Annotated in this window: 21 protein-coding genes; 9 read left to right on the top strand and 12 right to left on the bottom strand. The window is 56.3% G+C overall.

Features of this window, described 5'->3' with window-relative positions:
- Positions 1–172: 172 nt before the first annotated feature.
- Positions 173–1,789 (top strand): apiosidase-like domain-containing protein, encoded by a 1,617-nt coding sequence (locus tag UH5x_RS23375; protein WP_482633864.1) that lies wholly within the window; start codon positions 173–175, stop codon positions 1,787–1,789.
- Between the two features lie 6 nt (positions 1,790–1,795).
- Here UH5x_RS23375 and UH5x_RS23370 read toward each other — a convergent pair whose 3' ends face one another.
- From UH5x_RS23370 to UH5x_RS23335, 8 genes are all read right to left on the bottom strand, one after another.
- On the bottom strand, positions 1,796–2,656 hold the full coding sequence (locus UH5x_RS23370; protein ID WP_482633863.1) for an alpha/beta fold hydrolase: 861 nt from the start codon (positions 2,654–2,656) through the stop codon (positions 1,796–1,798).
- 110 nt (positions 2,657–2,766) lie between these two features.
- Complete coding sequence (locus UH5x_RS23365; protein ID WP_482633862.1) at positions 2,767–3,381, bottom strand: TetR/AcrR family transcriptional regulator; 615 nt, start codon at positions 3,379–3,381, stop codon at positions 2,767–2,769.
- Positions 3,382–4,134: 753 nt separating this feature from the next.
- Positions 4,135–6,072: an autotransporter family protein gene (locus UH5x_RS23360; protein ID WP_482633861.1), complete on the bottom strand. Its 1,938-nt coding sequence runs from the start codon at positions 6,070–6,072 to the stop codon at positions 4,135–4,137.
- Positions 6,073–6,769: 697 nt separating this feature from the next.
- Entirely contained in the window at positions 6,770–7,150 is a 381-nt protein-coding gene (locus tag UH5x_RS23355) for a GxxExxY protein (RefSeq protein WP_482633860.1), read from the bottom strand.
- Between the two features lie 646 nt (positions 7,151–7,796).
- The gene (locus UH5x_RS23350) at positions 7,797–8,855 is read right to left on the bottom strand and encodes a peptidase M42 (RefSeq protein WP_482633859.1); all 1,059 of its coding nucleotides are present in this window, start codon (positions 8,853–8,855) and stop codon (positions 7,797–7,799) included.
- A gap of 138 nt (positions 8,856–8,993) precedes the next feature.
- On the bottom strand, positions 8,994–9,290 hold the full coding sequence (locus UH5x_RS23345) for a hypothetical protein (protein ID WP_482633858.1): 297 nt from the start codon (positions 9,288–9,290) through the stop codon (positions 8,994–8,996).
- Between the two features lie 22 nt (positions 9,291–9,312).
- Complete coding sequence (locus tag UH5x_RS23340) at positions 9,313–10,161, bottom strand: helicase-related protein (protein WP_482633857.1); 849 nt, start codon at positions 10,159–10,161, stop codon at positions 9,313–9,315.
- A 21-nt stretch (positions 10,162–10,182) separates the two neighbouring features.
- Positions 10,183–10,767 (bottom strand): DEAD/DEAH box helicase, encoded by a 585-nt coding sequence (locus UH5x_RS23335; RefSeq protein WP_482633856.1) that lies wholly within the window; start codon positions 10,765–10,767, stop codon positions 10,183–10,185.
- Positions 10,768–11,121: 354 nt separating this feature from the next.
- Between UH5x_RS23335 and UH5x_RS23330 the strand changes: the two genes are divergently transcribed.
- A complete protein-coding gene (locus tag UH5x_RS23330; RefSeq protein ID WP_482633855.1) occupies positions 11,122–12,579 on the top strand; it encodes an SDR family oxidoreductase in 1,458 nt (485 codons plus the stop codon).
- A gap of 243 nt (positions 12,580–12,822) precedes the next feature.
- A complete protein-coding gene (locus tag UH5x_RS23325; RefSeq protein WP_482633854.1) occupies positions 12,823–13,449 on the top strand; it encodes an SOUL family heme-binding protein in 627 nt (208 codons plus the stop codon).
- A gap of 37 nt (positions 13,450–13,486) precedes the next feature.
- Here the strand turns inward: UH5x_RS23325 and UH5x_RS23320 are convergent, their stop codons facing one another.
- Complete coding sequence (locus UH5x_RS23320) at positions 13,487–14,437, bottom strand: phosphatase PAP2 family protein (RefSeq protein WP_482633853.1); 951 nt, start codon at positions 14,435–14,437, stop codon at positions 13,487–13,489.
- Between the two features lie 157 nt (positions 14,438–14,594).
- Here UH5x_RS23320 and UH5x_RS23315 point away from each other — a divergent pair, with 157 nt between their 5' ends.
- The 4 genes from UH5x_RS23315 to UH5x_RS23300 all read left to right on the top strand — a co-directional run bounded on the left by UH5x_RS23315 (position 14,595) and on the right by UH5x_RS23300 (position 19,760).
- A complete protein-coding gene (locus tag UH5x_RS23315) occupies positions 14,595–15,494 on the top strand; it encodes a DUF1559 family PulG-like putative transporter (protein ID WP_482633852.1) in 900 nt (299 codons plus the stop codon).
- 91 nt (positions 15,495–15,585) lie between these two features.
- Positions 15,586–15,969: a BlaI/MecI/CopY family transcriptional regulator gene (locus UH5x_RS23310; RefSeq protein WP_007331759.1), complete on the top strand. Its 384-nt coding sequence runs from the start codon at positions 15,586–15,588 to the stop codon at positions 15,967–15,969.
- Complete coding sequence (locus tag UH5x_RS23305; protein ID WP_482633851.1) at positions 15,969–17,072, top strand: M56 family metallopeptidase; 1,104 nt, start codon at positions 15,969–15,971, stop codon at positions 17,070–17,072. The genes UH5x_RS23310 and UH5x_RS23305 overlap by 1 nt, the downstream gene beginning before the upstream one ends.
- Positions 17,073–17,267: 195 nt before the next feature.
- Complete coding sequence (locus tag UH5x_RS23300) at positions 17,268–19,760, top strand: glycosyltransferase (RefSeq protein ID WP_482633850.1); 2,493 nt, start codon at positions 17,268–17,270, stop codon at positions 19,758–19,760.
- A gap of 438 nt (positions 19,761–20,198) precedes the next feature.
- Here the strand turns inward: UH5x_RS23300 and UH5x_RS23295 are convergent, their stop codons facing one another.
- Together UH5x_RS23295 and UH5x_RS23290 are read right to left on the bottom strand one after the other, a co-directional pair.
- Positions 20,199–22,808 (bottom strand): S8 family peptidase, encoded by a 2,610-nt coding sequence (locus UH5x_RS23295; protein WP_482633849.1) that lies wholly within the window; start codon positions 22,806–22,808, stop codon positions 20,199–20,201.
- A gap of 11 nt (positions 22,809–22,819) precedes the next feature.
- Entirely contained in the window at positions 22,820–23,824 is a 1,005-nt protein-coding gene (locus UH5x_RS23290) for an AAA family ATPase (protein ID WP_007331770.1), read from the bottom strand.
- 249 nt (positions 23,825–24,073) lie between these two features.
- Between UH5x_RS23290 and UH5x_RS23285 the strand changes: the two genes are divergently transcribed.
- Positions 24,074–24,205, top strand: a complete 132-nt coding sequence (locus tag UH5x_RS23285) for a hypothetical protein (RefSeq protein ID WP_482633848.1) — start codon at positions 24,074–24,076, stop codon at positions 24,203–24,205.
- A gap of 295 nt (positions 24,206–24,500) precedes the next feature.
- Complete coding sequence (locus tag UH5x_RS23280) at positions 24,501–24,995, top strand: thioredoxin family protein (RefSeq protein ID WP_482633847.1); 495 nt, start codon at positions 24,501–24,503, stop codon at positions 24,993–24,995.
- A 143-nt stretch (positions 24,996–25,138) separates the two neighbouring features.
- Here the strand turns inward: UH5x_RS23280 and UH5x_RS23275 are convergent, their stop codons facing one another.
- On the bottom strand, positions 25,139–26,293 hold the full coding sequence (locus tag UH5x_RS23275; RefSeq protein ID WP_482633846.1) for a transporter substrate-binding domain-containing protein: 1,155 nt from the start codon (positions 26,291–26,293) through the stop codon (positions 25,139–25,141).
- Positions 26,294–26,297: the final 4 nt, after the last annotated feature.

Genomic DNA, 26,297 nt, shown 5'->3' with positions numbered 1-26,297 from the left:
CCGATCCCCAACCCGGCACGATCCATAGAGCCCTTTCGCCATCCGATCGCGTCTCACCCTGAAAAACACGGCGTTTTCTGTTTTCTTGCGTCCGCTCGAATAGAAGCCGCCCACCGGCTGGAATACGATGCCTCGTCTCGCTTCCCCACCCCATCTTCCCCAGATGAATCTCATGCGTTTGCCAGCTTTCGCACCCCACTTGCTTCTCGCCAGTTGCGTCGTGATCGGACATTCCTTCGTTCATGCCGACGAAGCGTCTCCCCAAACACCAACGCAATGGGACGTCACCGAGCTTCGTTTCCAAGTCGACTCGCTGGCAGACAATCCCGTCGACACACCGTTCTCCGCGACCTTCGAAAGCGAATCCGGCCAAGCGATCAGCATTCCCGGTTTTTATGACGGAGACCAAACCTATTGCATCCGTTTCACACCTCCTGCTTCAGGCCAGTGGACCTACACAACCGCATCGACGACCAATGCACTCAACAACCAATCCGGAAAACTGACCGTCTCGCCCGCGACCGACGAACGCCGTGGCGGAATCGAACTTGATCCCAACAACGACCGCCAGTTCCAATTTCAAAACGGAGACCGCTATTACCCGATCGCCTTTGAATGCGATTGGTTGTTCGCACTCGACGCTGAAAACGCCAACGACATTCCCAAGACGCGGCAGTTCGTCGACACGCTGGCCGAAAACGGATTCAACCAAGTCGTCCTGAACGTGTTTGCTTACGACGTCAAATGGGCCAAGGACGATCGTCTGGATTCCAAGTACGAATACGGCAGCCCCAACGTCTATCCATTTGCCGGCGACAACGAATCACCTGATCATTCGAAGCTCAACATCGAGTACTTCCAACGACTCGACCGAGTGATCGAATACCTCGATCAAAAGGGCATCGCCGCTCACCTGATGGTCTACGTCTGGAACAAACGTGTGAACTGGCCGCAAGCCAACTCGGACGCCGACAACCGCTACTTCGATTACGTCGTCCGCCGGTACCAAGCCTACCCCAACCTGATTTGGGACATCTCCAAAGAAGCTCTCGGGTACGGGCACAACGACGTCAACTACATCCACGGCCGCATCAAGCGTCTGCGTGAGTTGGATGCCTACCAACGTTTGATCACCGTGCATGACTACGGCTACTGCCGACGCTTCGCCGACAAAATTGATTTTGTTTCGGTTCAGCTTTGGCAATCCGAGCTCTACCACGTGATGCGAGAAGTCTGCAAAAACATCCCCGGCAAACCGATCCTCAACATCGAACACGGCGGCTACGAAAAAGGCCCCTACGTCGTCTTCAACGGCAACTACACATCACCGGAAGTCTGCCTCGAACGAGCCTACCAGTGCGTCTTCGCCGGCACATTTCCGACCCATTACTGGCAAGGCGCCGCGTGGAATGTCATCGTTCCCGACATCACCGAACTCGAACCCGAAAATCGCCCGCGATTGGACTACTACCGCCACCTACAAACTCTGGTCGAAAAGTACGACCTTGGCAATTTGATCGCCGGTGACAAACGCAGCAACGCTGGCTTCTGCCTCCACAACGACAAGGGCCAAGTCCTCTACTACGTCCCCAAAGAAAATGACTTCTTGGGACTGCGACTGCCCAGCGAAGTCCGCGGGCAAACGATGAACTTGACCTGGTTCAATCCCTTCGACGGCACGTTCAGTGAAACGACCCAGCAGAAGATCGAACAATGGCCGGCGGTGAAAGTCCCTGGCGGAGATGGTTTCCGAATCTTGATCCTGAACCATCCCGTCGCCAGCGAGTGAATCACCCTACACGGCCACAGGAACCCGTTGCAGGAACTCGAGCGTCGCACTGGCGAACTCTTCCGGGTTGTCTTGCGGAACCCAGTGCGAGCAGTCCTTCATCGGATGCAGTTCCGCATGAGGCATGTCCTTCACCAATTGCTCCGCCGTGCTGATCGGCTGCCATTTGTCATCTTCGCCCCACAGCAGTAGCGTCGGTTGCTGCATCTGGCCCAGACGACTGGTCAGTGGAGTGGTGTGGTTCGTGTTCAAGCTCGCCGCGTTGCGAACCAAGCTCACGATTCCGTCACGTTCTTGGTAGGGCGTCACGATGCCTTCCTTGAACTCTTCGGTGAGTCGTTCTGGACGCGACAAACCGAACTGGAAGCTCTCGACCAACTTCTCGGTCATCTCTTCCGGTTTCATCTTCGCGTTGCGTGGGTGCCCCATCGCGAGCATCTCATCCACGGGCCAGCTGTCGTAAGCGACGCTGTTGGACAACACCATCGATCGCACCAGTTCGGGCTTTCGGTCGGCCAGGATCAGTGCCACGCCGCCACCAATGTCGTGAGCAACGAAGTGGGCACTTTCGACGTCCAAGTGTTCCAGGAAACGCTCGACGAAGTTGGCCTGGAACTCAATCGAACGATCAAACTGGTCGCGGCGATCGGAGTAACCATAACCGATCATGTCCGGCGCGATGACTCGGTAATGCTGAGCCAGCGTGTCGATCACATCGTGGAACAAAAACGACCAGGTTGGGATGCCATGCAACAACAGGATGGGCTCGCCCTCGCCCACGTCGGTGTAAGCGACGTCCAGCGGTTCATGGATCACGCCATCGAGCGAGATGGTTTGTTGACGTTTTCGAAATTCTTGAATATTCATCGGAGTCTCCATCAAAAGGGAAACGCACATCGTTTTTGAATGCGTGTTCAAAAACAAAATGCACAGCGATGATTCAAGTCCGCCATGCGTTCGATCCATTCACTGTCGCATCAGCGACTGCGAATCAATTCCGTCAGCGTCGCCAGCGTTTGCTTCGCGGCAACCGCATCGCCACTGACGCGAGCCTGCAACAACGCCCCATCGCCCAACGCGACGGTGAGCCGAGCCAACGATTTCGCGGACGGTTTGGTTGCGATCACACCTGATCTCATCGCTTGTTGATAAGTCTTGGCAAACTCATTCACCAAACGTTGGGTCGAGTTTGCCATCCGATCCGCAATGGCCGCATTTCTTGCGCCAATCTCACCGCCCGTGTTGACCAACAAACATCCGCGATGATCAGGCGCCTTCGCATCCGCTTCCCATCGAGCCAACACATTCGCGATTCGGTCCAATGGTTCGCCCTCCCCGCGAAGCAACTCGATCACCTCCTTGACGCGGTGATCGATGTAGCACTGAATGGCTTTCTCAAAGATGGCCGCCTTGTCACCGAACGCATTCACCAAACTTTGGCGGCCTTCGCCTGTCGCGGCTTCCATTTCGCGAAAGCTGGTTTGGTTGTATCCCAATCGCCAGAACACATCGACGATCGCCAACAGAGTCTCCGCGCGGTCAAACTTGCGTGGCCGACCGATCGGTCGCGGGGAATCGTGTTCAGCAGCCATGGAGCGGGTCAGAGCCTGAATGCGGCAGGGGGTGAAGGAAGCGATCAGCTTAAACGATCCTCCTCTTCCGTCACTCTCAATTCGCGAATTCAACCTCCTGAACGCAGAGCTGTCGGTTGGCCACTCTTGGCCGACATCCACCACTCTGACGGGTAAGAGTGCCCATCCTACATGCGTTGAAATCTAGTGGTCCGTCAAAGTTAAAAGTTAGGGTTGATCGTAGTGGACGAGGCCACGAGTCCTTGGATTTGACGCCGGTTCAGGACTCGTGGCCTCGTCCACTACCCTAAAAACAAGTCCTGACAGACCACTAGTCCCCCAACGACGGCCCCGTCCGGGGCAAAGTACGCCGAGCTTCCAAGCCCGTCGAATGGAAACCGGACGCGTCAGCGAGGCCGATTCGGCATGCCCGACGCCAGCCCCTCCAACACCTCCACCGCCCAGATTTTGAAATTGACAATTGTCAATTTCACTTTTTCAATCGATCCCCCATCGCATCCCTCCCCACCTGTCGCCGCTCCGCGGCTGGTTGAGCAAGGGGCGTGACACCCGAACACACACAAAGTCGCGGAGCGACGGAAGCCGGAAGCCTTGGGTTTTCAACCCAAGGTCATCCGCCAACGACAAAAGTCCCCAAGTCGCGGAGCGACGACAGTTGTTTGCCGCCCATCGCCGCGAGATCCCCGGCTCGCAATTCCGTACGATGGTCTTCCAAGACCGTCGAATGAAAACCCGATGCGTCAGCCAGCCACCTCACCAAATCCAGCGTGTTCCAACCATGCCGCTTTGGAACGTGGAGTCACTGTTCAGGTTGCCTTGGTAAGCCAGCGTGAACTGACCGCCGAGCACAAAGCCCCAATCCAGTTGCGTGCCGATCGACAACCAATCGCGTCCCGTGTTGGCACTTTGCACCAAGAACTCGGTGGGCGCGACGGCTTGCACCTCATGGATCCCCGATTGCTGGTCATCCAAGAACTCGTGCAACCACCCGAAACGAAGCTGCGTGGTGGCTGGGCCAAGCCCGGTTTGGTTGGTTCCCGCCAACGAAACTCCCACCATGCTCCGCAGCGATTCACCATCCACATCGCGGGATGTCAGAACGAACTCAGAGTCCCCCGTTTCCGTTTCGCCGTCCGCGTCCGCTTGCACACCCTGCAGCGAAACAAACGACAACCACAACCAATTTTGGCCACGGTGAACCGTTCCAATCTCAACCGCCCCGAACTGAGCCGTTCCGTCCGATTCGCCGTCGGCGGAAGTCCCGGGTTCCAGAGACGACATCCCACGATGGATCGAATGGTCTTGGAACCCATACCCGCCAGCACCATAGCCATACAACCATTCGCCGACGTACTGCACCGTTCCACCAAAGCGATACGAATCCGTGTCCGCGCCTTGGCCGAGCGTATTCATGTCCGTGTCGGCAGCCCCCAGTTGTGCAAAGCCATGCGCTCCCAAACCCGACGCGGCCAGATACCCCGTCCCTAGCTCAATCCCGCCCACCTTTCGGCGATAGCCTTCCGCCATGCAACCCTCGACGCTGGTGTCCAGCGTCATCCCATAGCCACGAACCCACGGCGACCAATGACCGCTCGAATCGAGGTCCGTTTGTTGCAACAGCACTCGGTCACGAATCCCGCTCAAGCTGTTGTGAACTTCGTTGATCTCTGCATCCACCAATGACGGGTAGATCGCCCCCGCCAATTGCCCCACCGCTTGACTGACTCCCAGCGAGGAACTGCTGCGCAGGTTGCCAATCGCAGACATCTGAGTCACGGTTCCTGCCGTCCTCAGGCGATCGATCTCCGTCACGGCCCCCAGCTGCCCGCAGCCTCCCATCACCGAGGTGAAGGATTCCCCATTGTCCTGAATCAACAACGTCAGATCATTTGGGTTCGAGTTGATGATCGCTTCCAGGAATGGATTCGAAGACAACTGAAACACCTCCGCTGGATTGGTCAACGCTCCAGCCAAACCACCCGTCGCACTGAACACTGTGAAGGTGTCTCCGATGGAATAGTTGGAACCAACAAAGTTGGGCGTCAACGTCGCATCGGTCACGGTCCCGTTCCCAATGACTCGCACCAAATCGTTTGGCGATCCGGCACCATTCACATCGACCTGGAGCGTTGCATCCGTCGCGTCCAAGTCCCCATTGATGATCAACTCCCCGACGCTGCCCGCGGCACTGCTGTCGCCCGGCGCGATCGTCCCTGCCGCTTGGATGTTGGCAGTGATTTGATCTGCGTTTCCGATCAAGGTGGCCGCGGCGGACATCTCGATGTCAGGCGACAATCCGTCGCCGTTGATTTGCAACTCACTAAAGTCGACGGTCCCGCCAGTCACTGAGATGGGACCAAGGCCAATCCGATCGATGATCACTGCGGCCACATTCTGATTGGTGAACGAGACGTTGTCCGTGATCTCGGGCAGGTCCGTCGCCAACGCGATCGTTCCGCCACCGGGGATGTTGAACACAATCCGGTCGCCCGCAGTGGCATTGGAAATCGCTTCGCGAAGTGAACCGGTCCCGGTGTCATTCAGATTCACGACTTCAATGTCCTCCGCCTGAATCGCCACCGGTGCCGCGAACGCCAAGCATCCCACGACCAACCCCCGCAGGATGCTTCGTCGCAAGCGACGTGAACAGGTTGACAAACAGACAGGGGTTGAGCGGGTCATTTTGCACATTCCGGTGGTTCCTTTCGTAGGGGTCACACGCTTCATCGGCATCAGTTTGATTTCGACGACAACAAGACCCGCTCAACCTGAACATGCCTCAAGAGTGGTGGCAGTCCCTCCCAAACAACCCGCAAACTCAACCTCATCCACACAGCTACGACGCCGCCTCTGCACCAGACCGTGTGAAACATATTAAACGCGGAGAGGCGGAGGAGCGGAGCCTCGCGGAGAGAGGTCACCGATCAACCTGGTTTGGGTCCGCCGTGGCGTTTGACGATGCTGGCCGTCAATCAATTGTGATTTAAAAAAATGGATGCGCATGCCAACATCCAATTTCATCAAACCCAAATGAGACCAAGCAGGCGAGGAACTTCGATCGCTGCACCAATGACCACATCAGTCAAATTCATTTGATTCCATCTCAATCACCACCAGCTCAGCACCCTCTTCCCCCCAATCTCCGCGAAACTCCGCTCCTCCGCCACTCCGCGTTTCAACATTCGCATCAATCAATCACACCACGTTCCCATGGATCGGCCGTCAAAAACCCCAACCCACCCTTCGGAAAGACTGCAATGTTTGCAGCGGGGCGACTGGGCCGAATCGTCGCCCACTAACGGTCACGCAATGACCACCTTCCAAATCAGCGGGCCATTTTAAACGCGGAGAAACGGAGGAGCGGAGCTTCGCGGAGAGAGGTCAGCGATCAACCTGGTTTGGGTCCGCCGTAACGGTTGACGATGCGATGCAAGCCGTCAATCAACTTTGCTTCGTGAAAATTGATCAGCAATCCAACATTCAGTTTCATCAAACGCAGATATGACAGAGTCTGCGTTTTGTCGATGGGATGGATTTGAGTCTTCGCTTTCAATTCAACGACAACCAAGCCTTCCACCAAGAGATCAGCACGAAAAGCACAAGGTTCATGCAGATCGTCGTAGTCAATCGCGACAGGCTTCTCTTCCACAACCGCCAAGCCTCGCTTCCGAAGTTCGTATGCCAGACAACGTCGATAGACATGCTCCAAGAGCCCTGGACCAAGTCGGCGATGAACTTCAATGGCTGCACCAATGATTACATCAGTCACTTCATTTGGTTCCATCTCAATCTCCAACAGCGTGACATTTTCACGTTCCATTCTCCGCGATGCTCCGCTCCTCCGCCACTCCGCGTTTCAATCTTCACATCGATCCACCTCGCCCCGTCGTAATTGATCGGTCGTCAAAGATTCCAACCCACCCTTCGGAAAGACGGCAATGTTTGCATCGGGGTGACCGGGCCGAATCGTCATCCGTTAACGGTCACGCAATGACCACCTTCCAAATCAGCGGGCTATTTTAAACGCGGAGAAACGGAGGAGCGGAGCTTCGCGGAGAGAGGTCACCGATCAATCTGGTTTGGGTCCGCCGTAGCGGTTGACGATGCTGGCCATCAATCAATTGTGATTTAAAAATATGGATGTGCATGCCAACATCCAATTTCATCAAACCCAAATGAGACCAAGCCGGCGATGAACTTCGATCGCTGCACCAATGACCACATCAGTCAACTTCATTTGATTCCATCTCAATCACCACCAGCTCAGTACACTCTTCCCCCCAATCTCCGCGATACTCCGCTCCTCCGCCTCTCCGCGTTTCAATCTTCTCATCGATCAACCCCGCCCCGTCGAAATTGATCGGCTGTCAAAGATCCCAACCAAACTTTCGGAAAAACCCGGATCCCATCGTCATTCAAACACTTGCATCGGTCAGACGGGTCAAGACTTTCAGCACCGCCTCGACACTCGACAAGTTCGCAGTTTCGGTTTGGGTGTGATAGGACGACGTCGGCAACTGCAGCGTCGTTCCGGAGACATCCCCGCTGGTCGCGTCGATCAACCGTCCGAGCTCGGTTCGGCCGATCGAGATTTGCTTTTCACGAGTCTTGTTCAGCTCGCTCACGTACTCGTCTTTGAAGCGATGTGTCACCTTCAGTTGATCACAGACCCGCTTGAGTTCCCCCGTGACGGCTGGCTCAAACTCGGCCACCGAGTCACGATTCCGAAGCACCACTTCTTGAGCGTTCAAGTCATCGGGCGTTGGAAACGGACTGGTGTCCAACACGACCAAACGCTGCGTCTTCAAATCAAATCGCTGGAACCACTCCGCAACGTATCGATAGCTCCGCCCGCATTCTTCGCCGGCCGTGAAGAACGCTGTGCCGCGAAAACCGCGGCGGATCATCTCAATCAAAATCGCGACGGACACGACGTTGTCGAGCTGGGCTGAGATTTGACCATCTTCTTCCCGCAATCGATCGACGAATGAAATGGGCGTCCCAGGTTGCAAAAAGTCCAGCCCATCGATGTCGAAGATCAAATTCTTGCGACGCGGGCAAATGAAGGATTCCGTGATCGTGCCTTGTCCGAGATAAGATCCCGCGTAGGGCGTGTGAGCCTGCACGCGTTGGCCGCGAAAACGGCCGGCGATCAGTTCCATGAACTGTTCTGAAATCGAATCGCCGTTCAGTTCCCCACGGTTCCCGGCAATGAACGCCGCGTACTGAAATTCGCGAGGCCCGGTGCACAGCAATCCATGACGGTCGACGTGCGCCGAGAGGTAATTGCTCTCTGGATCACTGCCTTGAGCGACCAGCAGCCCGTGATAACGAGTGATCACCACCGGAAACTCTTCCAACTCGCGTCGCAGCACGCGAAAGAAGGCGTCTTCCACGCCGACGACCGAGGGTTCGCGAATGAGTGCCCGAAGCAGATGCAGGAAACCTTGAAGCGAGTCGTGGGAGCGTTTCATGAGCGGACTGACGGAAGCGGGTGCAGACTCCCGATCGAGAGCCCACAACACCTGGTGGAACGAGTGTTTGGACAATGCGTATATGCCGTTCCAGCCAACCGCACAATGGCACCTTCGAAAGAAAGCTGGCCGCCGGTTTCAACGTGTCTCCCACCAATCCGCGTAGGGTGTATTCCTCACCAGTTGACGGTTGTGATCGGTGTCGTCGTCCCACCAAGTCGGCCCGCGTTCTCCGAGTTGGATCTTCGCCTCGTTGACCGCATCGCGAGCCATCTGCATCGCGTCTTCATCCCCCGATGCTTTCGCAGACTTCACGTCGCGTCTCGCTTTCATCAATTCGCGAACGTATTGCTGGCGTTCCGTCTCGCTCAAGTTCGGATTGGTGCACCGCCACAATCGTTGCTGGTGAACAAAGTATCGACCGTCAGGTGTCATCGGGTACTTCACAGCCAGCCCCTCACGCACTCGCAACCGCGATGGCTCCGCACTGATCACAAAGACAATCCGAGCCCGTCATTTCGCTGACGCCAAAGTGCTCACGGAGCAATTCCCACCGGCACCTGGACGACTCGGCAAACTCCACCATCTCGCGGAGTGCCACCTGGCGATCCTCGGATCTCACCCGAGTGGCTTCCTCCAGTCGATCAGCCACACGGTGCTCGAGGTCTTTGGCAATCAAACGCCATCGACCTCGTCCGGCGGGAGCAACGATGCCGCGAGACGACAACAATTGAAAACAGTTCTTCAACGTGACGCGGCCAAGCGGACTGATCGGGGCCAGCTTCGACAAAGCCACCTCGCCGTCTTTGCCAATCTCGTTGGCGCCGCGAACCAATGTGTGATGGGCCGTCATGATCTTGCTCGCTTCCATCATCCCGCCGGCAAACATCTTCCGCAGGTCCACATCGGACGGATCATACAGCAGCGTGCAACGCGATCGCTTGCCGTCTCGCCCAGCTCGCCCCATCTCCTGGTAGTACGATTCCAACGAACCCGGCAACTCAGCATGGATGACTTGGCGGAGGTCCTGTTTGTCGATGCCCAACCCAAACGCATTGGTGGCAAACATCACTCTCGGGCATCCATTCATGAACTCTTCTTGGGCATCGGCTCGATCGGCCTTTCGCATTTTGCCGTGGTAGCACAATCCACCGAAGGAATTCGCCAACTGGTCAGCCGTCTTGGTCGTTCCGCAATAAACAATCGCTGGCTCGGTGCGTTCCAGCATGCCTTCGATCTCGAGGGCGCGATGCAATTGCTTCAACTTGTCCTCCGCCGAGTAGCAACGAACGACTTCGATCCGCAAGTTGGGCCGATCGATTCCGGTTCAAACAATGGTTGGGTCGTTCAAACGCAGTGAGCATCGCACCTCATCCAGCGTTCGTTCGGATGCGGTTGCGGTGAGTGCGGCCAGCGGCGGATTCCCCAATCGCTCGCGGATGGATGGCAAACACAAGTAGTCCGGACGGAAGTCGTGCCCCCATTGGCTGACACAGTGAGCCTCATCGACCACCATCAACCCAACTCCCACACCGGCGAGCAATTCGCAGATGTCGGTTTTCTGCAATCGTTCCGGTGTGGTGAGAACGAACTTGACATCTCCCGCTGAGATCTTTGAACGAGCGGACTCGATTTGTTTTGCCGTCCGGGTGCTGTTGAGCACCACGGTTGGCTGACCAGCCTCCTTCAGATGTTCCGCCTGATCTTTGGCGAGCGAAATCAGCGGGCTGACCACCAACGTCACTCCTTCGCGAAGAATGCCAGGCAGTTGGTAACACAGGCTTTTGCCGGCCCCGGTTGGCATCAACACAATCGTGTCTTTGCCAGCCACAATCGACTCGCAGGCCTCGCATTGTCCATGGCGAAAAGATTGAAACCCGAAGTGACGGTCGAGGTGAGCGTGAAGATCCATCGTAGAACAGTCGTGGAGCTGGCGGCGATTGGAACGCCGACGAGCGGCACATGGTGAGCCAACTTCGCAAAGCCCGTGCCAACTCCCCGGCAGCCGACGGTTCCTTTTCTTAGATGAACCATGTCGCCACCTGTTCCTCCCGCGAAGCAACGCGTGAACAATAAGTGACGTAGCGGAAGGGCGCGAGCCCTCCGGTTCCTCACCGGGCGGCTTGCGCCACACCGCTAACATCGTCACTCATTGTTCACGCGTTGCTAACCTGTCTGCAGAGCGTTGACGGCAGCAGCAAGGCTGCTGCGAAAAAACTCGTACGACACAGCGCACCACCTGCTGCCTCCTGAAACCGGTTCACCCATGACGGAATCCTCCTCCCGCGACCAACGCATCTTGATTTGCGGAGCCACGGGCTACGTCGGAGGGCGGCTGGCAAGACGGTTGCTGGAAGAGGGCTTCCAAGTGACTTGCCTGGTTCGCAGCCCCGAAAAACTGACCAAGTTTTCTTGGGGACAGCACGAGCGTCTCACCGTCGTCCAAGGCGAACTGGAAGACACCGAGGCCACCGGGCGAGCTCTCGAGAACATCGATGTGGCATACTACCTCGTGCATTCGATGCAGTCCGCCAAAGGTGAATACGCGCAGCGAGACCGTGAACTAGCGACCGGTTTTCGCGACACCGCCCAGGAATCTTCGTGTCGAAGAATCATCTACCTCGGTGGCCTGGGCGAGTTGGGAGCCGATCTTTCCGAACATCTCGACAGCCGACACGAAGTCGGTGAAATCCTGCAATCCGGCCGGGTGCCCACCACCGTCTTCCGAGCCGCGATGATCATCGGTTCCGGCTCCGCATCCTTTGAAACGCTGCGTTACCTCGTGGAACGCTTGCCGATCATGGTGACGCCGAAGTGGGTCAAAACCGAAACCCAGCCCGTTGCGATTCGTGACGTCCTTCGCTACCTCGTCGCTTGTTTGGATGTGGAAGAAACGGCTGGCAAAACCTTGGACATTGGCGGCCCCGATGTCATGTCGTATCGCAATGTCATGCAGGTGATGGCGGAGAAACTGAAGCTGCGCCGACGCATCATCTTTCCGGTTCCTGTCTTGACGCCCTACCTCAGCAGTTTGTGGATCGGCTTGGTCACGCCTGTCAGCAGCAGCATCGCCCGACCACTGGCCGAGGGACTGAAAAACCGAACCGTCTGCCGGAACGACGACGCCGTGCGATTGATGCCGGGTGAATGCCTGGGAATTGAAGCCGCGATCGAAGCGGCGTTGGGCAAAACTCAGCAAGGCGATATCGAAACACGTTGGTCCACCGCAGGTAAAATCCCGGGCGACCCAGACTGGTCCGGAGGAACAACGTTGACCGACCGCCGCGAAATCTCGGTCCAAGGTTCCGTGGAGCAAACCTTTGCCGAGATTCGATCGATCGGCGGAGCCAACGGATACTGGGGTGCCGGTTTCCTCTGGCGAATTCGCGGTTGGATGGATCAAGCGATCGGCGGGCCCGGACTCCGACGTGGCCGCCGCCACCCTCGTGATTTGCATTACGGGGAAGCCGTTGACTTCTGGCGAGTCACCAAACTGGTTCCCAACGAACGCCTGACCTTGCGAGCCGAGATGAAGCTGCCCGGCGAAGCAGAACTGGACTTCCAATTGGAACCATCCTCCGCAGAAACAACGCAGGTGGTCATGACGGCCAGATTCCGCCCCAAGGGCTTACTGGGACTTGCCTATTGGTACGCGGTCTTGCCGCTGCACAGCCTTGTCTTCCCGGTCATGCTTCGCGGGATCGCGAAGAGCGTCCAGCGGTAGGCTCCCGTGTTGAACGAGCTCGCTTCGATTGAACGAGTGGTCTGTCAAATCTAAAAGTTAGGGTTGGTCGTAGTGGACGAGGCCACGAGTCCTTGGATTTGACACCAGTTCAGGACTCGTGGCCTCGTCCACTCCCCTCAAAACAAGTCCTGACAGACCACTAGCCAGCCATCTATGGTTCATCGGCTGACGATTCGCTTTCCGATCTGTCGCCATCAACCAGCGCAGACAAAAGGCAATCCGATGTCCCGTCGAAAAATCATGACTGTCGCAACGATCGCCGTTCTGGTCACCGGCGGAGTGTTTCTGCTGAGCCGAACCACACGAGCGGGATACGAATCGGCGGAATACAAAGTCATTGAGTCCGACGGCGAGTTTGAAGTCCGCGAATATCCCGATCTGATGCTGGTCGCAACGAAGACCAAGATCGATGCGGAAGGCCGAGACGGCAGCTTCATGAAGCTCTTTCGCTACATCTCGGGAGCCAACGAAGCCGAGCAAAAGATTTCCATGACGACGCCAGTCTTCATGGAAAACGACCAAGCCGATTCCGAAGTCCAAATGGGATTTGTGATGCCCAAGGAAGTCGCGGTCGAAGGCGTCCCCTCGCCAACCGGCCCCGACGTCGATGTCCGCAAACGCGCTGGCGGGCGTTTCGCCGTGATCCGATTCCCCGGCAAGTTGGACAAAAAGCTCGCCAAGGAATCCGAAGCCAAACTACGAACCTGGATGGAAACCAAGGGCCTGACCGCGGCCGTCGACGAAGACACTGAGTCGAACAAAACCAGCGGAGTCGAAGCCGCCTCCTACGATCCGCCCTTCACTCCCGCTCCCCTACGTCGCAACGAAGTCCTGATTCGGTTGAAGTAGAGCCGACCGGATCGGCCGTGCTTGTCGGGCTCGTTGGCTAATAGCGGAACTCAAACATGCCACCGACACCACCACTTTCGCTCATGTAGGGAAGGATTTGCGTGTTACGATCCGACAACTCCGTTCGGTCAATCGCGGCTGCGGCGGCGTAAGCCATCCACCATCCCAGTGCAACTTGAGACGGATAGTGAGCGTCGTCATTGACACGCGAAAGCGGCCCAAGAAACGATCCCGCATAGAAGCTGGCTTTGAGCAGAGGACGGTCCGTCATCTTGGCCGCGTTGATGAACGGCAAAGCGGACATAAACGCATGCCCGCTCACGCCATTGTTGTCTTGAAATGGGAGCCAACGCGATCCGCGATCAAGTTCGCCGGGGCGTGAACCACCCGTTAACCGTTGAGCCAAGATCAACGGCGGTGCACCAACCAAAAACGAACGCATCGATCGTTCACCCCAACGCCCTGTTGTGACCAACATCGGCGAGTCCTCAAAGTACTCTCCCGCTGCCCAAGCGGTCGCGAAAACCGGAAGCGAATACAGACCGTTGCCGAGCTCCTTGTCTGCGTGCAAGAATTCGGACCAATCATCACTGGTTGCACCTCTGACGCTGGTTTGAAAGTGCCTGTGCAATTGATCGTCCAATTGAGTGTTGGCAACCGCTGCACCAAGGAAGAATCCTCCCGTCAAGAATCGGAATGTCTCGAGGTCGTAGTAGTTTTGGTGATCCAGTTGGATTCGCTGCCACAGCGAGGAACGATCCCACTCGACGGAACGGACGACCTCCGGTGCTGGCGGGAAAACCGTCTCCGTTGAAAACGATGTGTCCAACCAATTCGCCGGATGCGAAACCAAGCGTGTCGGTGGAAGGTCACTCGCGAACAACGGGTATTCCGCACGACTCGGCCCTGAGCCAAGCACGGTGAAGACCAGGCAAATGCTCGTCAGCAATCGTCGTTGCGACAAGAGGAAAACGAGGGAAAGCTTCACGTGAATATCCGCTTGGAGGAATCGGCTGACACCTCCCTACTTACTAACCGCTTAGTTTTTCAAGCAACCCAATCTGACTCGCAAAACCGGGATTGCCAAAAAACTAATTCCTTCGTATCTTGTTTTGCATCACCCCACACGGACGTGGTCACTCAACATGCAAAACACCCATTCGATCACTCACCGCCCAACGCCACTTCCACAAAGTGGCTTCACGATCCTTGAGCTGATGATCGTTGTTTCGATCCTGGGTGCATTGGCGGCAATCTTGTTGCCAGCGATGGGGTCCGCACGCGAGGCCGCGCGGCGAGTGCAGTGCACGAATCATTTGCGTGAAATCGGTCTCGCGCTTCACGGCCATCACGCAGCCCAAAAGCAGCTTCCCGTTGGCTGGACGTTTGACCCCAGCACCACGTCTGCGTTTGGTTGGGTCGTGCCTTTGCTGCCCTTCATCGAAGAAGATGCACTCGCCGTTCAGATCGATATGAAACGGTCGTTGGATGACTCTCGACACGAACTCGCCCGATCCACGTCGCTGCCCTGGATGCTTTGTCCGTCCGACATCACTGAACCCTCCTTCACACTCTTCGAGGGCCATGAAGACGACTCCATCGAGAGCGACTCGGCCTCGCTGAGCAGCGAAGAATCGGTTCCTTTGATGCAGTTGCCAACCGCCAATTACGTGGGCATCTTTGGCACCATCGAAGCGGATGACTCCACCCCAGCACCGGTTGGCGATGGCGCATTTCTTGAGAACCGGGCAACGCGATTTCGCGACTTCCTTCGAGGGACATCCCACACAATCATCGTGGGCGAACGCACGATGGCGCAGGTCCCATCCACTTGGATTGGTGTCAGCCTGGCTGGCGAAGATGCTGCGGCCCGCGTGGTTGGTTCGGCCTTGGAAGGCATCAACAATCCACTGGCAGACGAATGCGATCTTTCCAGTCGTCACCCTGGCGGAGCAAACTTTTTGTGGGGCGACGGCCATGTCACGTTTGTGACCGAGAACGTCGACCTACGCGAATATCACCGCTGGGCCAAACTTCGCGAGTAGCAATTCATTTCGGTTTGCAAGCGAACGTCTTGCCACTTCCAACTCAAAACTTCACGTCACTCTTCCGCGTTCCTCACTGAAATACCCACTGATGCCACGATCGAAAAAGCGAGTTGAGCTGACCAAATGCGAAGCTGAAGTGATGGATGTTGTCTGGGACAAAGGCAGCGTCACAGTCAACGATGTCGTCGACACCATCGATCGCGAACTCGCCTACACAACGGTGCTGACAACGATGAAGATCTTGGAAGACAAAAAGATCGTCCGCCGTGGGAAGAAGATCGGCCGCGCGTTCACCTACACACCCAAAGTCTCGCGAGAGCAAGTCCAGGAAGGCATGGTGAAATCGCTCGCCGACCAGTTGTTTGGTGGATCCATTCGCTCTCTCGTATTGAATCTACTTGAATCCGATGCGGTATCGCCGGATGACATTGAAGCGGTCAAGAAAGCCGCCGCCAAACTCGGGGACTCGTGATGGATCTTCGATTTGCATTGGAAGTCGGAAGCACGTTGTGCTTGCAAATCTCGATTGTCATTGCGATGACTGCCGCGTTGCAGCGCTGGGTCGTGGACGCACGCTGGGGATGTCGACTCTGGACAACTTGCTTTCTTTGCATCATCGGATTGGTTGCCGCGGCACTGTTGCTTCCCCACCGTCGATTGTTTCACTTCCCCGTCACGCTATCGCGTGAATCGATGCTTGAAATTGTGGTCTGGCAAACCCGAATCGCGATCGCATTGTTGAGTGTGTGGACCGTTGGAGCGGTCTGGTCCATCGTGCAGCGGTGCTGGCTATGCATCGGCTTGCTACAGTTTCTAAGACATGAATGCGATCCAATCGATGCCGCAGAACTACTCCAGGCAACCGATATCTCGTCAAACGAGTGCCAACCGCTTTCGATCTGTGTCTCCGACAAAATCCAAGGCCCGTTCTGCTGGCAGTTGCACCGCCCCGTGGTCGTGCTGCCGTCGTTCATGATCAACGATCATCATGCTGGAGACGCGACCCTACGGCACGTTTTGCTTCACGAACTCGAGCACTTGCGTACCCAGCACCCGATGCAGCACTTCCTGCAAGGCATTTGCTCGACGCTCTTTTGGTTCCATCCAATGGTTCGGTCCGCGGCACACAAGGCTGAATTGGCACGCGAGTTCTTGTGCGACGAAGTTGCAGCCACCACGATCGGAAAGTTTAGCGCCTACCTGAGGACCCTGGCCAAAGTTGCCGAGCAATGCCGTCGCCAGCCCTGCAATGGTGCTCCCAAGGGAACGCTTGCCTTTGGAAACGATGACAGCACTTTGATTCGCCGCAGCAAACGTTTGGTGATGCTGGCGGAGAACAAACCGGCTCGAGCTCATTGGCGGGCGATCATGGCACTCACCACCATCTTGCTCTGCGCAACGCTCGTGCAACAAGTCTGGTTGCCGACCAATGTGATGGCTTCACAGCGAAGCGACTGGTCCCCGTGGCCAAGCTGGACAGCGAAAGCACTGCATCAATTCAACTTGCAGGTCCGAGACTTCGAGTCCTTTGAAGATCGCGTGCAAATGCACGAATTGTTGACGGAAGAAGACTGAACGAAAGCTGAAACGTCGCGGAAGGACTCCCAGGGTTCTCCTCTCTCTATCCAGCACGCCGACTCAGACGACAGCTCAGATGCTTCCCAAACTCAACTACTAAGCCTTTACGATTTCCACTTGCGGTCCTCGCAATCGAACCAGGACAATCTCCTCGCCTCAACTACTAAACCCTCAGTACAAAGGAGTGCACGGATGCACGAGATCGAAACCACACAAACGCCATTCGCTGACACCGCCAGGATGGGCGTGAAAGCGCCCCCGACGCCGTCGATCACATTGATTTTGCCGGCCTACAATGAAGCGGAAGTGATCGCCGAAGCAATCATGGAAGCCGATTCGGCTTTGTCTTCGATCACCAGCCAATACGAAATCATCGTTGTCGATGACGGCAGTCATGACGCGACCGCTGAAACGGTTCGGGAGTTCGCAAAGTCCCTTCCCTCATTGCGACTGGTCCAGCACCCACGCAATCAAGGTTACGGTGCGGCCATTCGAACCGGTTTCTCCGAAGCAAAGTGTGACCTGGTTGTCTTCACCGATGCGGACTGTCAATTCGATCTGACCGAACTGGATCGGTTCGTTTTGCTATCGGAACGCTACGACATTGTTTGTGGCTATCGCATCGACCGGAAAGATTCGTCGCTGCGATGTCTCTACTCAAGAGTCTACAACCTGCTGGTTCGAGCGATGTTGAACACCGGGGTCCGCGACGTCGATTGCGCACTCAAAATGTTTCATCGCGACGTCGCCAAGAAGTTGCGTCTCACCGGAGACGGGTTCCTTGTCAATTCGGAGATGCTGACCCAAGCAAAACGTTTCGGTCACAGCGTTGTTGAAGTCGGTGTCTCGCACCGGCCACGCATGCTCGGTGAAAGCACGGTCTCGATCAAGCACATTCCAACGGTACTCGCGTCTTTGGTGCGTTACTGGTGGAACGAAGTCCAGTTCCCGGTCCCGGAGCACGTCGATTGCCAAGAGCCGAAAGCGACATCAGCCAGTTGCTTTGGTCTGAACCCAAAGTGGTTGCAAATTGGACTGTTGTTCCTTGCAGCCATGTTCATGTTCGCCAACCTGGGGTACCCGCTGATTGACCGCGACGAAACCAGGTACGCTGAAATCCCAAGAGAAATGATCGCGACCGGCAACTGGGTTTTGCCCCAACTCAATTTCGAGACCTATTGCGACAAGCCGCCGCTTCTGTACTGGCTGTGTGCAATCAGTTTCAAGTTGTTCGGAATCAGCGAGGTTTCCGCCCGTTTGGTTCCCGCCTTTGCCGCGATCTGCACGTTGGCATCCACCATGTTCTTTGGCTCACGACTCTTCGGGCGAACTGTCGGACTGCACGCGGGCGTCGTCCTCTTGCTCTCGGTCGGGTTTGCTTTCACGAGTCGCTACCTGTTGCTCGACGGCGTATTGGCATTGTTTGTCTCGCTGTCACTTTTCGCCGCGTTGGAGGCGATTCGAAATCCCACTTCGACCGGTGCTGCGGGAACTTTGCAACTCAGGTGGTGGATCCTATCGGGCGTTTGCATTGGCTTGGCGTTTCTGACCAAAGGACCGATCGCGATCGTGCTTTGGCTTCCCCCGGTGCTGGCAATGACTTGGGTTTCCGAAGCTCATGCTCGCCCTGCTTGGTGGCACTACGGAGTGCTCGGTGGCGTGGCATCGATGATCGCCGCCCCATGGTTTCTGCTGGTGCACTTCGAAGACCCAACTTTTTTGAACGAGTTCTTCTACCGGCACAACATCGCCCGGTTCGCTGGCGAGTTCCATCCCAAGCCCATCTGGTATTTCCTACCTGTCCTGCTGATCGCCGGTCACCCGTGGTCGTTCCTGACGATCCCCTACGCCAAGTTTTTGATGGGGCGTGATGAACGGTCTCGCCGCCAACGACCTCCAGCCATCGGGTACCTGTTGCTGTGGAGTGGTTGGTGCTTCGTGTTCTTTTCCATGTCGAGCTGCAAATTACCCACCTATCTTTTGCCAGCTGCTCCGGCACTGGCGTTGATGGTCGGCCACTACCTGCACACCGTTCTTGGCGATGCAAGCCATCCGCAAAAGCACTTCTTTGCTCGATTCTGGTCCGCACGTTCGGCAACCGCGTCCACATGCTTTGCTGGCGTCGCATTCGTGGTGTATACGATGATCTACACGGACGACGCCACCGCCGTGCTGTTCGCTTGGGCCATGCTGTGGGCGGCTCTGCTGATTTCATCATTGGTGCTGATGGCGGATCGACATCAAGCCCGAATCGCTTGGGGAACGTCCGCCGTGGTCGCCTTCCTGTTTGCGGTCATGGTCATGCATCAGATGGTGCCTGCTTACAGCCGATCCCAGACCCTCTTTGGAGAATCCTCGCCATTGGCGAACCAACTTGGTGTCGACGAATCCACACCGATCGCCACCATTGAGCACGAGTTTTCAGAAGTGCCCTTCTATCTCAACCGAGCGAACATCGCTCACTTCGCCCGCCTGAGTGATCGAGGAATCAAACGGTTCCTGGTTCGAAACTCGGATTGCATTTTGATTGTTGATTCGCACATCGCCATCGAATCTCTGCGAGATCAATTGCCCGCCAAAAGCAAGATCGCTCCGCTCCTTCAACGTGGGCCAGCAGCACTCTACCGCGTTAGCGCCGTCCCGATTGTGGACCAAGTTGCTCAACGAGCAACGCTGGCAAGATGAGGCGTCTTCTGACGAAACTCAAACGCTGGATTCGACTCCGCCCCATTCAGCCATGCGTGTACGGCCCTGGCGATCGATCGGACGTCGCAGTGGTGATTTCCATGGCGGAGCAACTAGAAGCACAGCAACGATAAGGATCGGGCATCACCATGTGAGCCGTGTGAGCGTTCGCCTGGACGGCGAAATGTTTGGTCTTGTGACGCACTGTCGTTGCGCAATTTTTCATCCCGGCAGGGATTCCAGATGGTAGCCGTCGGTAAGCGATCGCGCCACCGACGGACATGCCCCCACGCCACCACTCACCATCCCGCCGTGGCCGATGGCCACGGCGGGATGGTGAGTTTTTTGGAGCGTTCGTTTTCCGGGGGTACGCTGCGACGCAGCAACCCCCGGCTACCACTTGTGGTGATGGCTAATTCGGTCTTGAAGAATATTCTGTCATGTCTCCAGTTCGTCGACTTCAATCTTTGATGCTTCAATCTCACTCGCCAATAGATCGACCTCGGCTTCCAGGTCGTGGTACAGCTCGATTTCTTGGCCCAGCGATTCGACCGCAACGGTCAGGTGATACTTGGCTTCGTCCAACGGGCTGACGCTGTGTCCTTGATGGCCAACGACCGCAATACAGAACGACGCGGGTAGTTGGTCGGCAGGCATTCTGCACCAGTCTTTTTGAAGTGTTCCCGCGGTGCGATTGCTGGCTGTTAGCTTGCCGGCTCCTGCGTGTTCCCCAACGACCCAATCGAATCGCTCACGGTCAGTGGACACGCTTCCGCTTGCTTCCTTGACCAACCTTGCGGCAAATTCATCTGCGGACTCGCCCGCGTAGTTGGTCCGCCAATCCAGCCAAACGGAAAGATAGCCACGGCGATCACGCCGGGTTCGCCGTGACGCGGCCGAATAGGAAAGGCATACTTCAATCAGTACTTCACCAGCGTTGCCCGGCTTGCGAAGTCGATCGGGAAGGTTGACTTGGTAAACGTCGACTTGCTTCGCTTTGATCTTTTGCAGTTCCGGCGTGATCATCGTGACGCGGAAGTCGGTGTTCTGCATTGCACGATCGTGGTCTGGCAAGCCGTATCCCAAGTGACGCACTGCTTCAATTTGTTCTTGTCGCGATCCGAAGAATGCCCAGTCTGGCCAACGAGCCGACAGAGCAATCAACGCTCGATAGAGCAGCGTGGATTCTCTGGGGAAGGCCGCCTGCAATTGAGCAGCCAATCGAGTCACTTTCGGGGCGGCGAATGATGTTCCCACTTGATCACGATCGGTCGACGGTCCCGCCGTGTGCAGATTGCATCGCACGAGTTCTGGATAGACCGACTTGGCGATCGGATTGTTCGAGATGTCGTTGCTGGGGTTGCGAACAAAGTCGCCACCGAATTCCACGACATCAGGCTTCACCACACCAAATACGCCTCGCCCTGTTCGAGAAAACGCCGAGGGACGCTGAGGAGCATCGGCGAAACTGCTCCAGGTGGATGATCGATACACGTCGCGTGATATGGAACCCACTGTCAGAGCTTGCAAGCTCTGGCCGGGGTTCGCAACGCGGCACGAATCCATCAGCAGATAGCTTGGATAGTCACGTCCGGCCGCCAGATGCTGTTTGATCCCCAAACGCATTCGCCCCGTTGCATCGGGATGGATGTTGCCGACGCTTTGAATGAACAACACATCATGCCGATCCGACAACGCATCGATCTTGGCTGCCCATGCCGACATGTGACGCAACCGGCAAACACTCGGGCTGCAAATCGACTGGTTGTAGATCCTCGTGCCACGATGCCCATAGCGAAAGTGATCGACGATCTCGCTGAGCATGTCGTAAATGGCTCGGTCGTCGGGCAGCGCATTTTGCTTGTTCAACACTCGGGCGTTTTGAATCCAAAACTCAGCTTGTTGGGTTCCAGTGCTAGGGATGTTATCGCCAAACAGGACGACGCCGGCGATGCGTGTTCCGTGCCCCGATGGTGTCACGTAGTCGGCGACGTCAGCGGGAGAATTCCCGAAAAAGCAACGGGATTCGGATGAGTCGACGGCCGCCTTGAGGAGCCGATGGTTTTCCTGTATTCCGCTGTCAACTACGCATATCGCGGCCGCATCTGATGGCGGCGGAGAAATGACAACCGGGTTGGTCGATCCAGTTGATGTCGACGACGGTGACACGGGAAGCTCTGCTACTTCCGCTTCTTCGACATCGAATAGATAGGGATAGTTGAAAACGAAGTCACGGAGCCCGACACCGGGAAGTCGAATGCGTGCGGTGAATTCATCTGGTACGTCTGTATCCGGTTCTTTGGTGCTGGGGTCGATGTAGCCGTCATAGGCTTCAACAAATCTCTCGATCTGCCCAATGCGTTCTGTTCGCACCTCGTCCCATCGGTCGTAGGCTTTCATTCGTTCCGAACGATGCCGAGCCTGATGCTTTTCTTCCGTCTCGCTCTTCCGTATTTCTGTCAAGCGAGGTTCATAGCCACCGTTGCACGAGATGCCGGCGTTTATCCACAACGTTTCATCATCACCAATCTCACCCCAACGCTCGTACAACGTCGGCGAGAGAATCTGCTTTAAACGCTGATCTCCTCCACTTACCGAAGCATCATAGATCCTCGCTGCAACGCCGCCTCCTCGTTCAAGACGGTCTCCTGGTTTGAGACGGCTAAGCTTTTCGATCGCTCCTTGAAGTTCGGCAAAATCTATGTCGTGTGACGCGACAATGACAAAGCCATCTTCTTCTTGGCAGATGACTTCGAAACCTAAAGATCGCCGTAGCTCATCCAAATCGCGGTTTTCGGGATCAAGCTGTATTAAGATCGGTTTTCCGGCTGGCAACGCAGGGGTGGTTTCCGAACGGAGTTCTTCGTCTTTCGCCCAAATCGCCTTTATTTGCTCGATGGACCGCGAGAGCGCGTTGCAGTGCGAGCCAGAGTTGGCCTTGTTTTCTTTCTCCCGATCCGGCGTCGGTGGAAACTGATTTTCGGGAGCTTGGTACGAACCGCTGGTTCGCTTGACCAGCTGAAGATGTGGGAAATCCGTCTCAGACATTGTTTGCGAAACTAAAGAGAGTCGATTGCGTTGTCCGCCAACGCTTGTTCGAGGTCACTCTTTTCGATCCTTGATCGCTCATCGAGGATCGCAAGCTTTGCGGCGTCACGAGACAGCTTCACAACCTTTGCGGCAGAAGCTCCCACCATGGTTGATGCCAAGTCTACCCAATTGATCTTGGGATCGACATCCATCGAGCAGAGAGTTTGACGGAGCAGTCGTTCAATTTCATCTTCGCTCGGCGGTGGAACTTCGAATGCTTCGTCAAACCGCCGGAAGATGGCGGCATCCAATTTGTCAGCCACGTTCGTCGTCGCAACAAACAACCCCGGAGATTCGTATTCATCTAAGAGCAGAAGCATCGTGTTGACAATCCGCGATGCCTCGCCGATGTCGTTCGTTTGATGTCGAGAACGGGCGACGAAATCACATTCGTCCAACAGAAGCACGCACGGGTTTGCGGCACTGGCATCGAATACGTTTCTTAGGTTTGACGACGATTCCCCAAAATAGGATGACACCAGCGAATCAAACCGCACCTTCATCAGCGGCAACCCAAGGTTCCAGGCCAGCCGTTTCGCCCCGAGTGTTTTTCCGCATCCGGGCGGGCCGTACAGTAAAATCTTCTTCCGCGGCGCCATTCCGTGCTTCGCCAAACGATGTCGAGCAGCATATTCCTTTTCAATTCGGGCGAACCGCGATTCGACTTCCGGGGGCAACACCATATGGTGCTCGAGTTGATCCCTCGGAATGATGGTTGCAAGCGGATCGCGGTAGCGTCTGCTACGTGGCAGTTCGGTTAGGCTTCCGATGTCTTGTGAAGTTTCATCGGGATCGTCGCTGCCTTCACGACGAACGGCCGTCTCTGATTTCAGAAGTCCGTCCAATTCCTCCGCAAGACGCGTATGTCCGACACGCTTCTCGTCACGCACGATTTGGAACGCGATGCGGTCCAGATCGTCGTTGCTTCGCGCGGCGATGGCTCGAATTAGCTTGCGAAGGGTTTGGGACTTCATGGTGAACGGCTTTCAGCTCAACTCCATCTGCGATTGAAATGACCTCGGCATCTAGTGGAGATACCGGAAATGCGCCAGCCTCGCAATGAAAGCTGGGCAAGTTGGGCAGACGTCCTGCAACGAAAGAACCGCACGCGGACGGAAAATATCGGCCGGTCGCGGAAGTTTGCCGCCACTGTCAGTCTAATCGTTGGGCAAACCGGTTGGGGAGTCGGCGGGAGTGTGTCCTCTACGATTGCGATCCGTTAAGTGTTTTCCCAGCCTTACGCTGTCTCGCCCAATTGGGGTGATGGCGATTTGACGAGTGCTTTGTATGTGGCAGGCGAGGACGGGGACGCTCGCGGGCAGTGGGTCGAAGTGGGATGGGGGATTCTTTGCTAGGGTCAGACGCGAGCTTTGGGCTTTCGTTCCACGCTGCACCGGTGGCCGACTTCGGTGTAGTTAGTTCTGGTCAGCCACGGCGGAACGATGCTCCCAGTCTCGTCTCCTGCTTCCGATTCGCCCACGATTCTCCATTGAAATCGGGCGGGGAGCGGCGAAGCTTTGGTCGCTGGACTGCGGGCGGATCTGGGCCTGCAGGGGACGAAAGATTTTTTTTGCAAATCGGTGTCGGGCAGCGAGGGGAAATGGCGGGGGTCAGGTAGAGGACTTCCCCGACCGTCAATCGAGAACAAGCATGAACGACACCGAACCTGACCTTCCGCCCGTTGAATCGATGGATCCACGCCCGCAGCCAAAGCCCCTGTTTCATTTCTGGCGTTGCTTCTGGCTGACATTTCTTGTGGTGTCGCTGGGTTATGCTTGGCATTGCTTCTACGTTCCCGCAAACGAGATCGCTTGGGCAAAGGACTACGCCTCGGCGAAGCAGCAAGCAGCCAAGGCTGACAAACCGATTCTGCTCTATTTCACTGCCAACTGGTGTGTTCCCTGCCGGGTCATGAAGCGTCAAGTTTGGGCCGATTCGGAGGTGAAGGAATTGGTCAATGCGGAGTTCGTCCCCGTGGCGATTGACGTGGGCGATCCGGAAAACGCGGAGGTCATGGCGGCTTACGCCGTTCAAGGTCCGCCAGTCACCATCGTTTGCGACTCACAAGGGAATGTGTTGGATTGGCGAGCAGGACGAATCAGCCAACCGGTCTTCCTCGAATTGCTTGATTCTTCGCATTCGTAACGCGTGAACAACAAGTGACGATGTTAGCGGTGTGGCGCAAGCCGCCCGGTGAGGAACCGGAGGGCTCGCGTCTTTCCGCCACGTCACTTGTTGTTCACGTGGTCCTTAGCTGAGCGGCGGTTCAAGCAGGTCCCGGCCATCGTTCACGGTTGGCTTTCGCCAAAGTAAGTCGCCAAAACGTTCTCCCACTCAGGGCTCGACGTCTGGCGTAGCAAAATCCGATTGATCGGTTCTCGCAATTCACTGTCACTCGGCAGTGCGATGGCATAACTCTGGCGTTCAAACGTGATCGGCAGCACAAAGGCCTCGCCAGGATAGTTCTGATGAGTCTGGTATCTCAGAATGGGAGCGTCGTAGACCACTGCGTCACACTGGCCAGCCACCAAGCGCTGCAGCGCCGTTTCAACATCTGGGTGATTGGCGGAATTGATATGCCGAGCCCGAAGATAGTCCGCTGAAGTCGATCCTTCCACGGTCGCAACCTTCGCCCGAGAAAGATCGGCTGGGCCTTCGATCTGGGAGCGCAGTTCCGTCAATGTCAGCGCGGACGTCACCGCCGCGGTGAATCCAGCGATGATGAACAGCCCTGCAAACATCCAAATCAAACCAATCAAACGCCCCCCCAGGGTACGCGGAACCTTGTCCCCGTAGCCAACCGTGGTCAGAGTCACAGCAGCCCACCACATGCCGGCCGCGATCCCCTTGACCCAACCCTTGTCGAATTGCTCTCGGTTGTGCCTTCGCTCGAACAGGTAAATGCCAACGGCGCTGACCAGCATGGCCAGCACCAACCCCGCCAAGATGCGAAAAAAGGTTCTCGACAAGATCGCGTCCAAGATGCCCGACCATCCCGAACCGCGTGGCCGCGATCCAACCGCGATCCCCAATCCCGAGGTATGAAAGGAGTGGGTGAAGTCCATCCGTTTTTCGCGTTCGTAGTTCACCGTGATCGCCGCGACGGCCATGTCCACCTCACCAGATTCGACGGCCTGCAACATCTCCGGCAAAGAAAACCTTCGTAGTTCCACTTCAATCTCATGGCCGGATTCGATTTCCAACTCAGCCTTGATGTCGCGCAGCAGATCCATGCTGATCCCAACCCACTGGCCGTCCTCATTGAGCATTGCAAACGGTGGCACCTCCCGCGTCGCCACCACCAATTGATCGGGCACGCTCAGCCGGACTGCGCCGTCATCTTTGTTTTCTCCCAGCGTCCCATCCTGAGCCCAGCAGGAAATCGCCCACAACGAAAGAAGCAGTCCTCCCGTCAAGCTTCGACTTCCAATTGAGTGTTGCATGCTC

This window comes from Rhodopirellula sp. UH5, assembly GCF_056839225.1.
The sequence above is the reverse complement of the archived record's forward strand: the minus strand, read 5'-3'. Positions and strand labels throughout refer to the sequence as shown.

Excerpts from the sequence above, each read along its gene's own strand:
- UH5x_RS23375 (WP_482633864.1), top strand. The coding sequence starts at position 173 with ATGCGTTTGCCAGCTTTCGCACCCCACTTGCTTCTCGCCAGTTGCGTC.
- UH5x_RS23365 (WP_482633862.1), bottom strand. The coding sequence starts at position 3,381 with ATGGCTGCTGAACACGATTCCCCGCGACCGATCGGTCGGCCACGCAAG.
- UH5x_RS23330 (WP_482633855.1), top strand. The coding sequence starts at position 11,122 with ATGACGGAATCCTCCTCCCGCGACCAACGCATCTTGATTTGCGGAGCC.
- UH5x_RS23275 (WP_482633846.1), bottom strand. The coding sequence starts at position 26,293 with ATGCAACACTCAATTGGAAGTCGAAGCTTGACGGGAGGACTGCTTCTT.
- UH5x_RS23300 (WP_482633850.1), top strand. The coding sequence starts at position 17,268 with ATGCACGAGATCGAAACCACACAAACGCCATTCGCTGACACCGCCAGG.
- UH5x_RS23315 (WP_482633852.1), top strand. The coding sequence starts at position 14,595 with ATGCAAAACACCCATTCGATCACTCACCGCCCAACGCCACTTCCACAA.
- UH5x_RS23280 (WP_482633847.1), top strand. The coding sequence starts at position 24,501 with ATGAACGACACCGAACCTGACCTTCCGCCCGTTGAATCGATGGATCCA.
- UH5x_RS23345 (WP_482633858.1), bottom strand. The coding sequence starts at position 9,290 with ATGACACCTGACGGTCGATACTTTGTTCACCAGCAACGATTGTGGCGG.
- UH5x_RS23310 (WP_007331759.1), top strand. The coding sequence starts at position 15,586 with ATGCCACGATCGAAAAAGCGAGTTGAGCTGACCAAATGCGAAGCTGAA.
- UH5x_RS23370 (WP_482633863.1), bottom strand. The coding sequence starts at position 2,656 with ATGAATATTCAAGAATTTCGAAAACGTCAACAAACCATCTCGCTCGAT.
- UH5x_RS23335 (WP_482633856.1), bottom strand. The coding sequence starts at position 10,767 with ATGGATCTTCACGCTCACCTCGACCGTCACTTCGGGTTTCAATCTTTT.
- UH5x_RS23325 (WP_482633854.1), top strand. The coding sequence starts at position 12,823 with ATGTCCCGTCGAAAAATCATGACTGTCGCAACGATCGCCGTTCTGGTC.
- UH5x_RS23350 (WP_482633859.1), bottom strand. The coding sequence starts at position 8,855 with ATGAAACGCTCCCACGACTCGCTTCAAGGTTTCCTGCATCTGCTTCGG.
- UH5x_RS23305 (WP_482633851.1), top strand. The coding sequence starts at position 15,969 with ATGGATCTTCGATTTGCATTGGAAGTCGGAAGCACGTTGTGCTTGCAA.
- UH5x_RS23290 (WP_007331770.1), bottom strand. The coding sequence starts at position 23,824 with ATGAAGTCCCAAACCCTTCGCAAGCTAATTCGAGCCATCGCCGCGCGA.
- UH5x_RS23360 (WP_482633861.1), bottom strand. The coding sequence starts at position 6,072 with ATGTGCAAAATGACCCGCTCAACCCCTGTCTGTTTGTCAACCTGTTCA.
- UH5x_RS23295 (WP_482633849.1), bottom strand. The coding sequence starts at position 22,808 with ATGTCTGAGACGGATTTCCCACATCTTCAGCTGGTCAAGCGAACCAGC.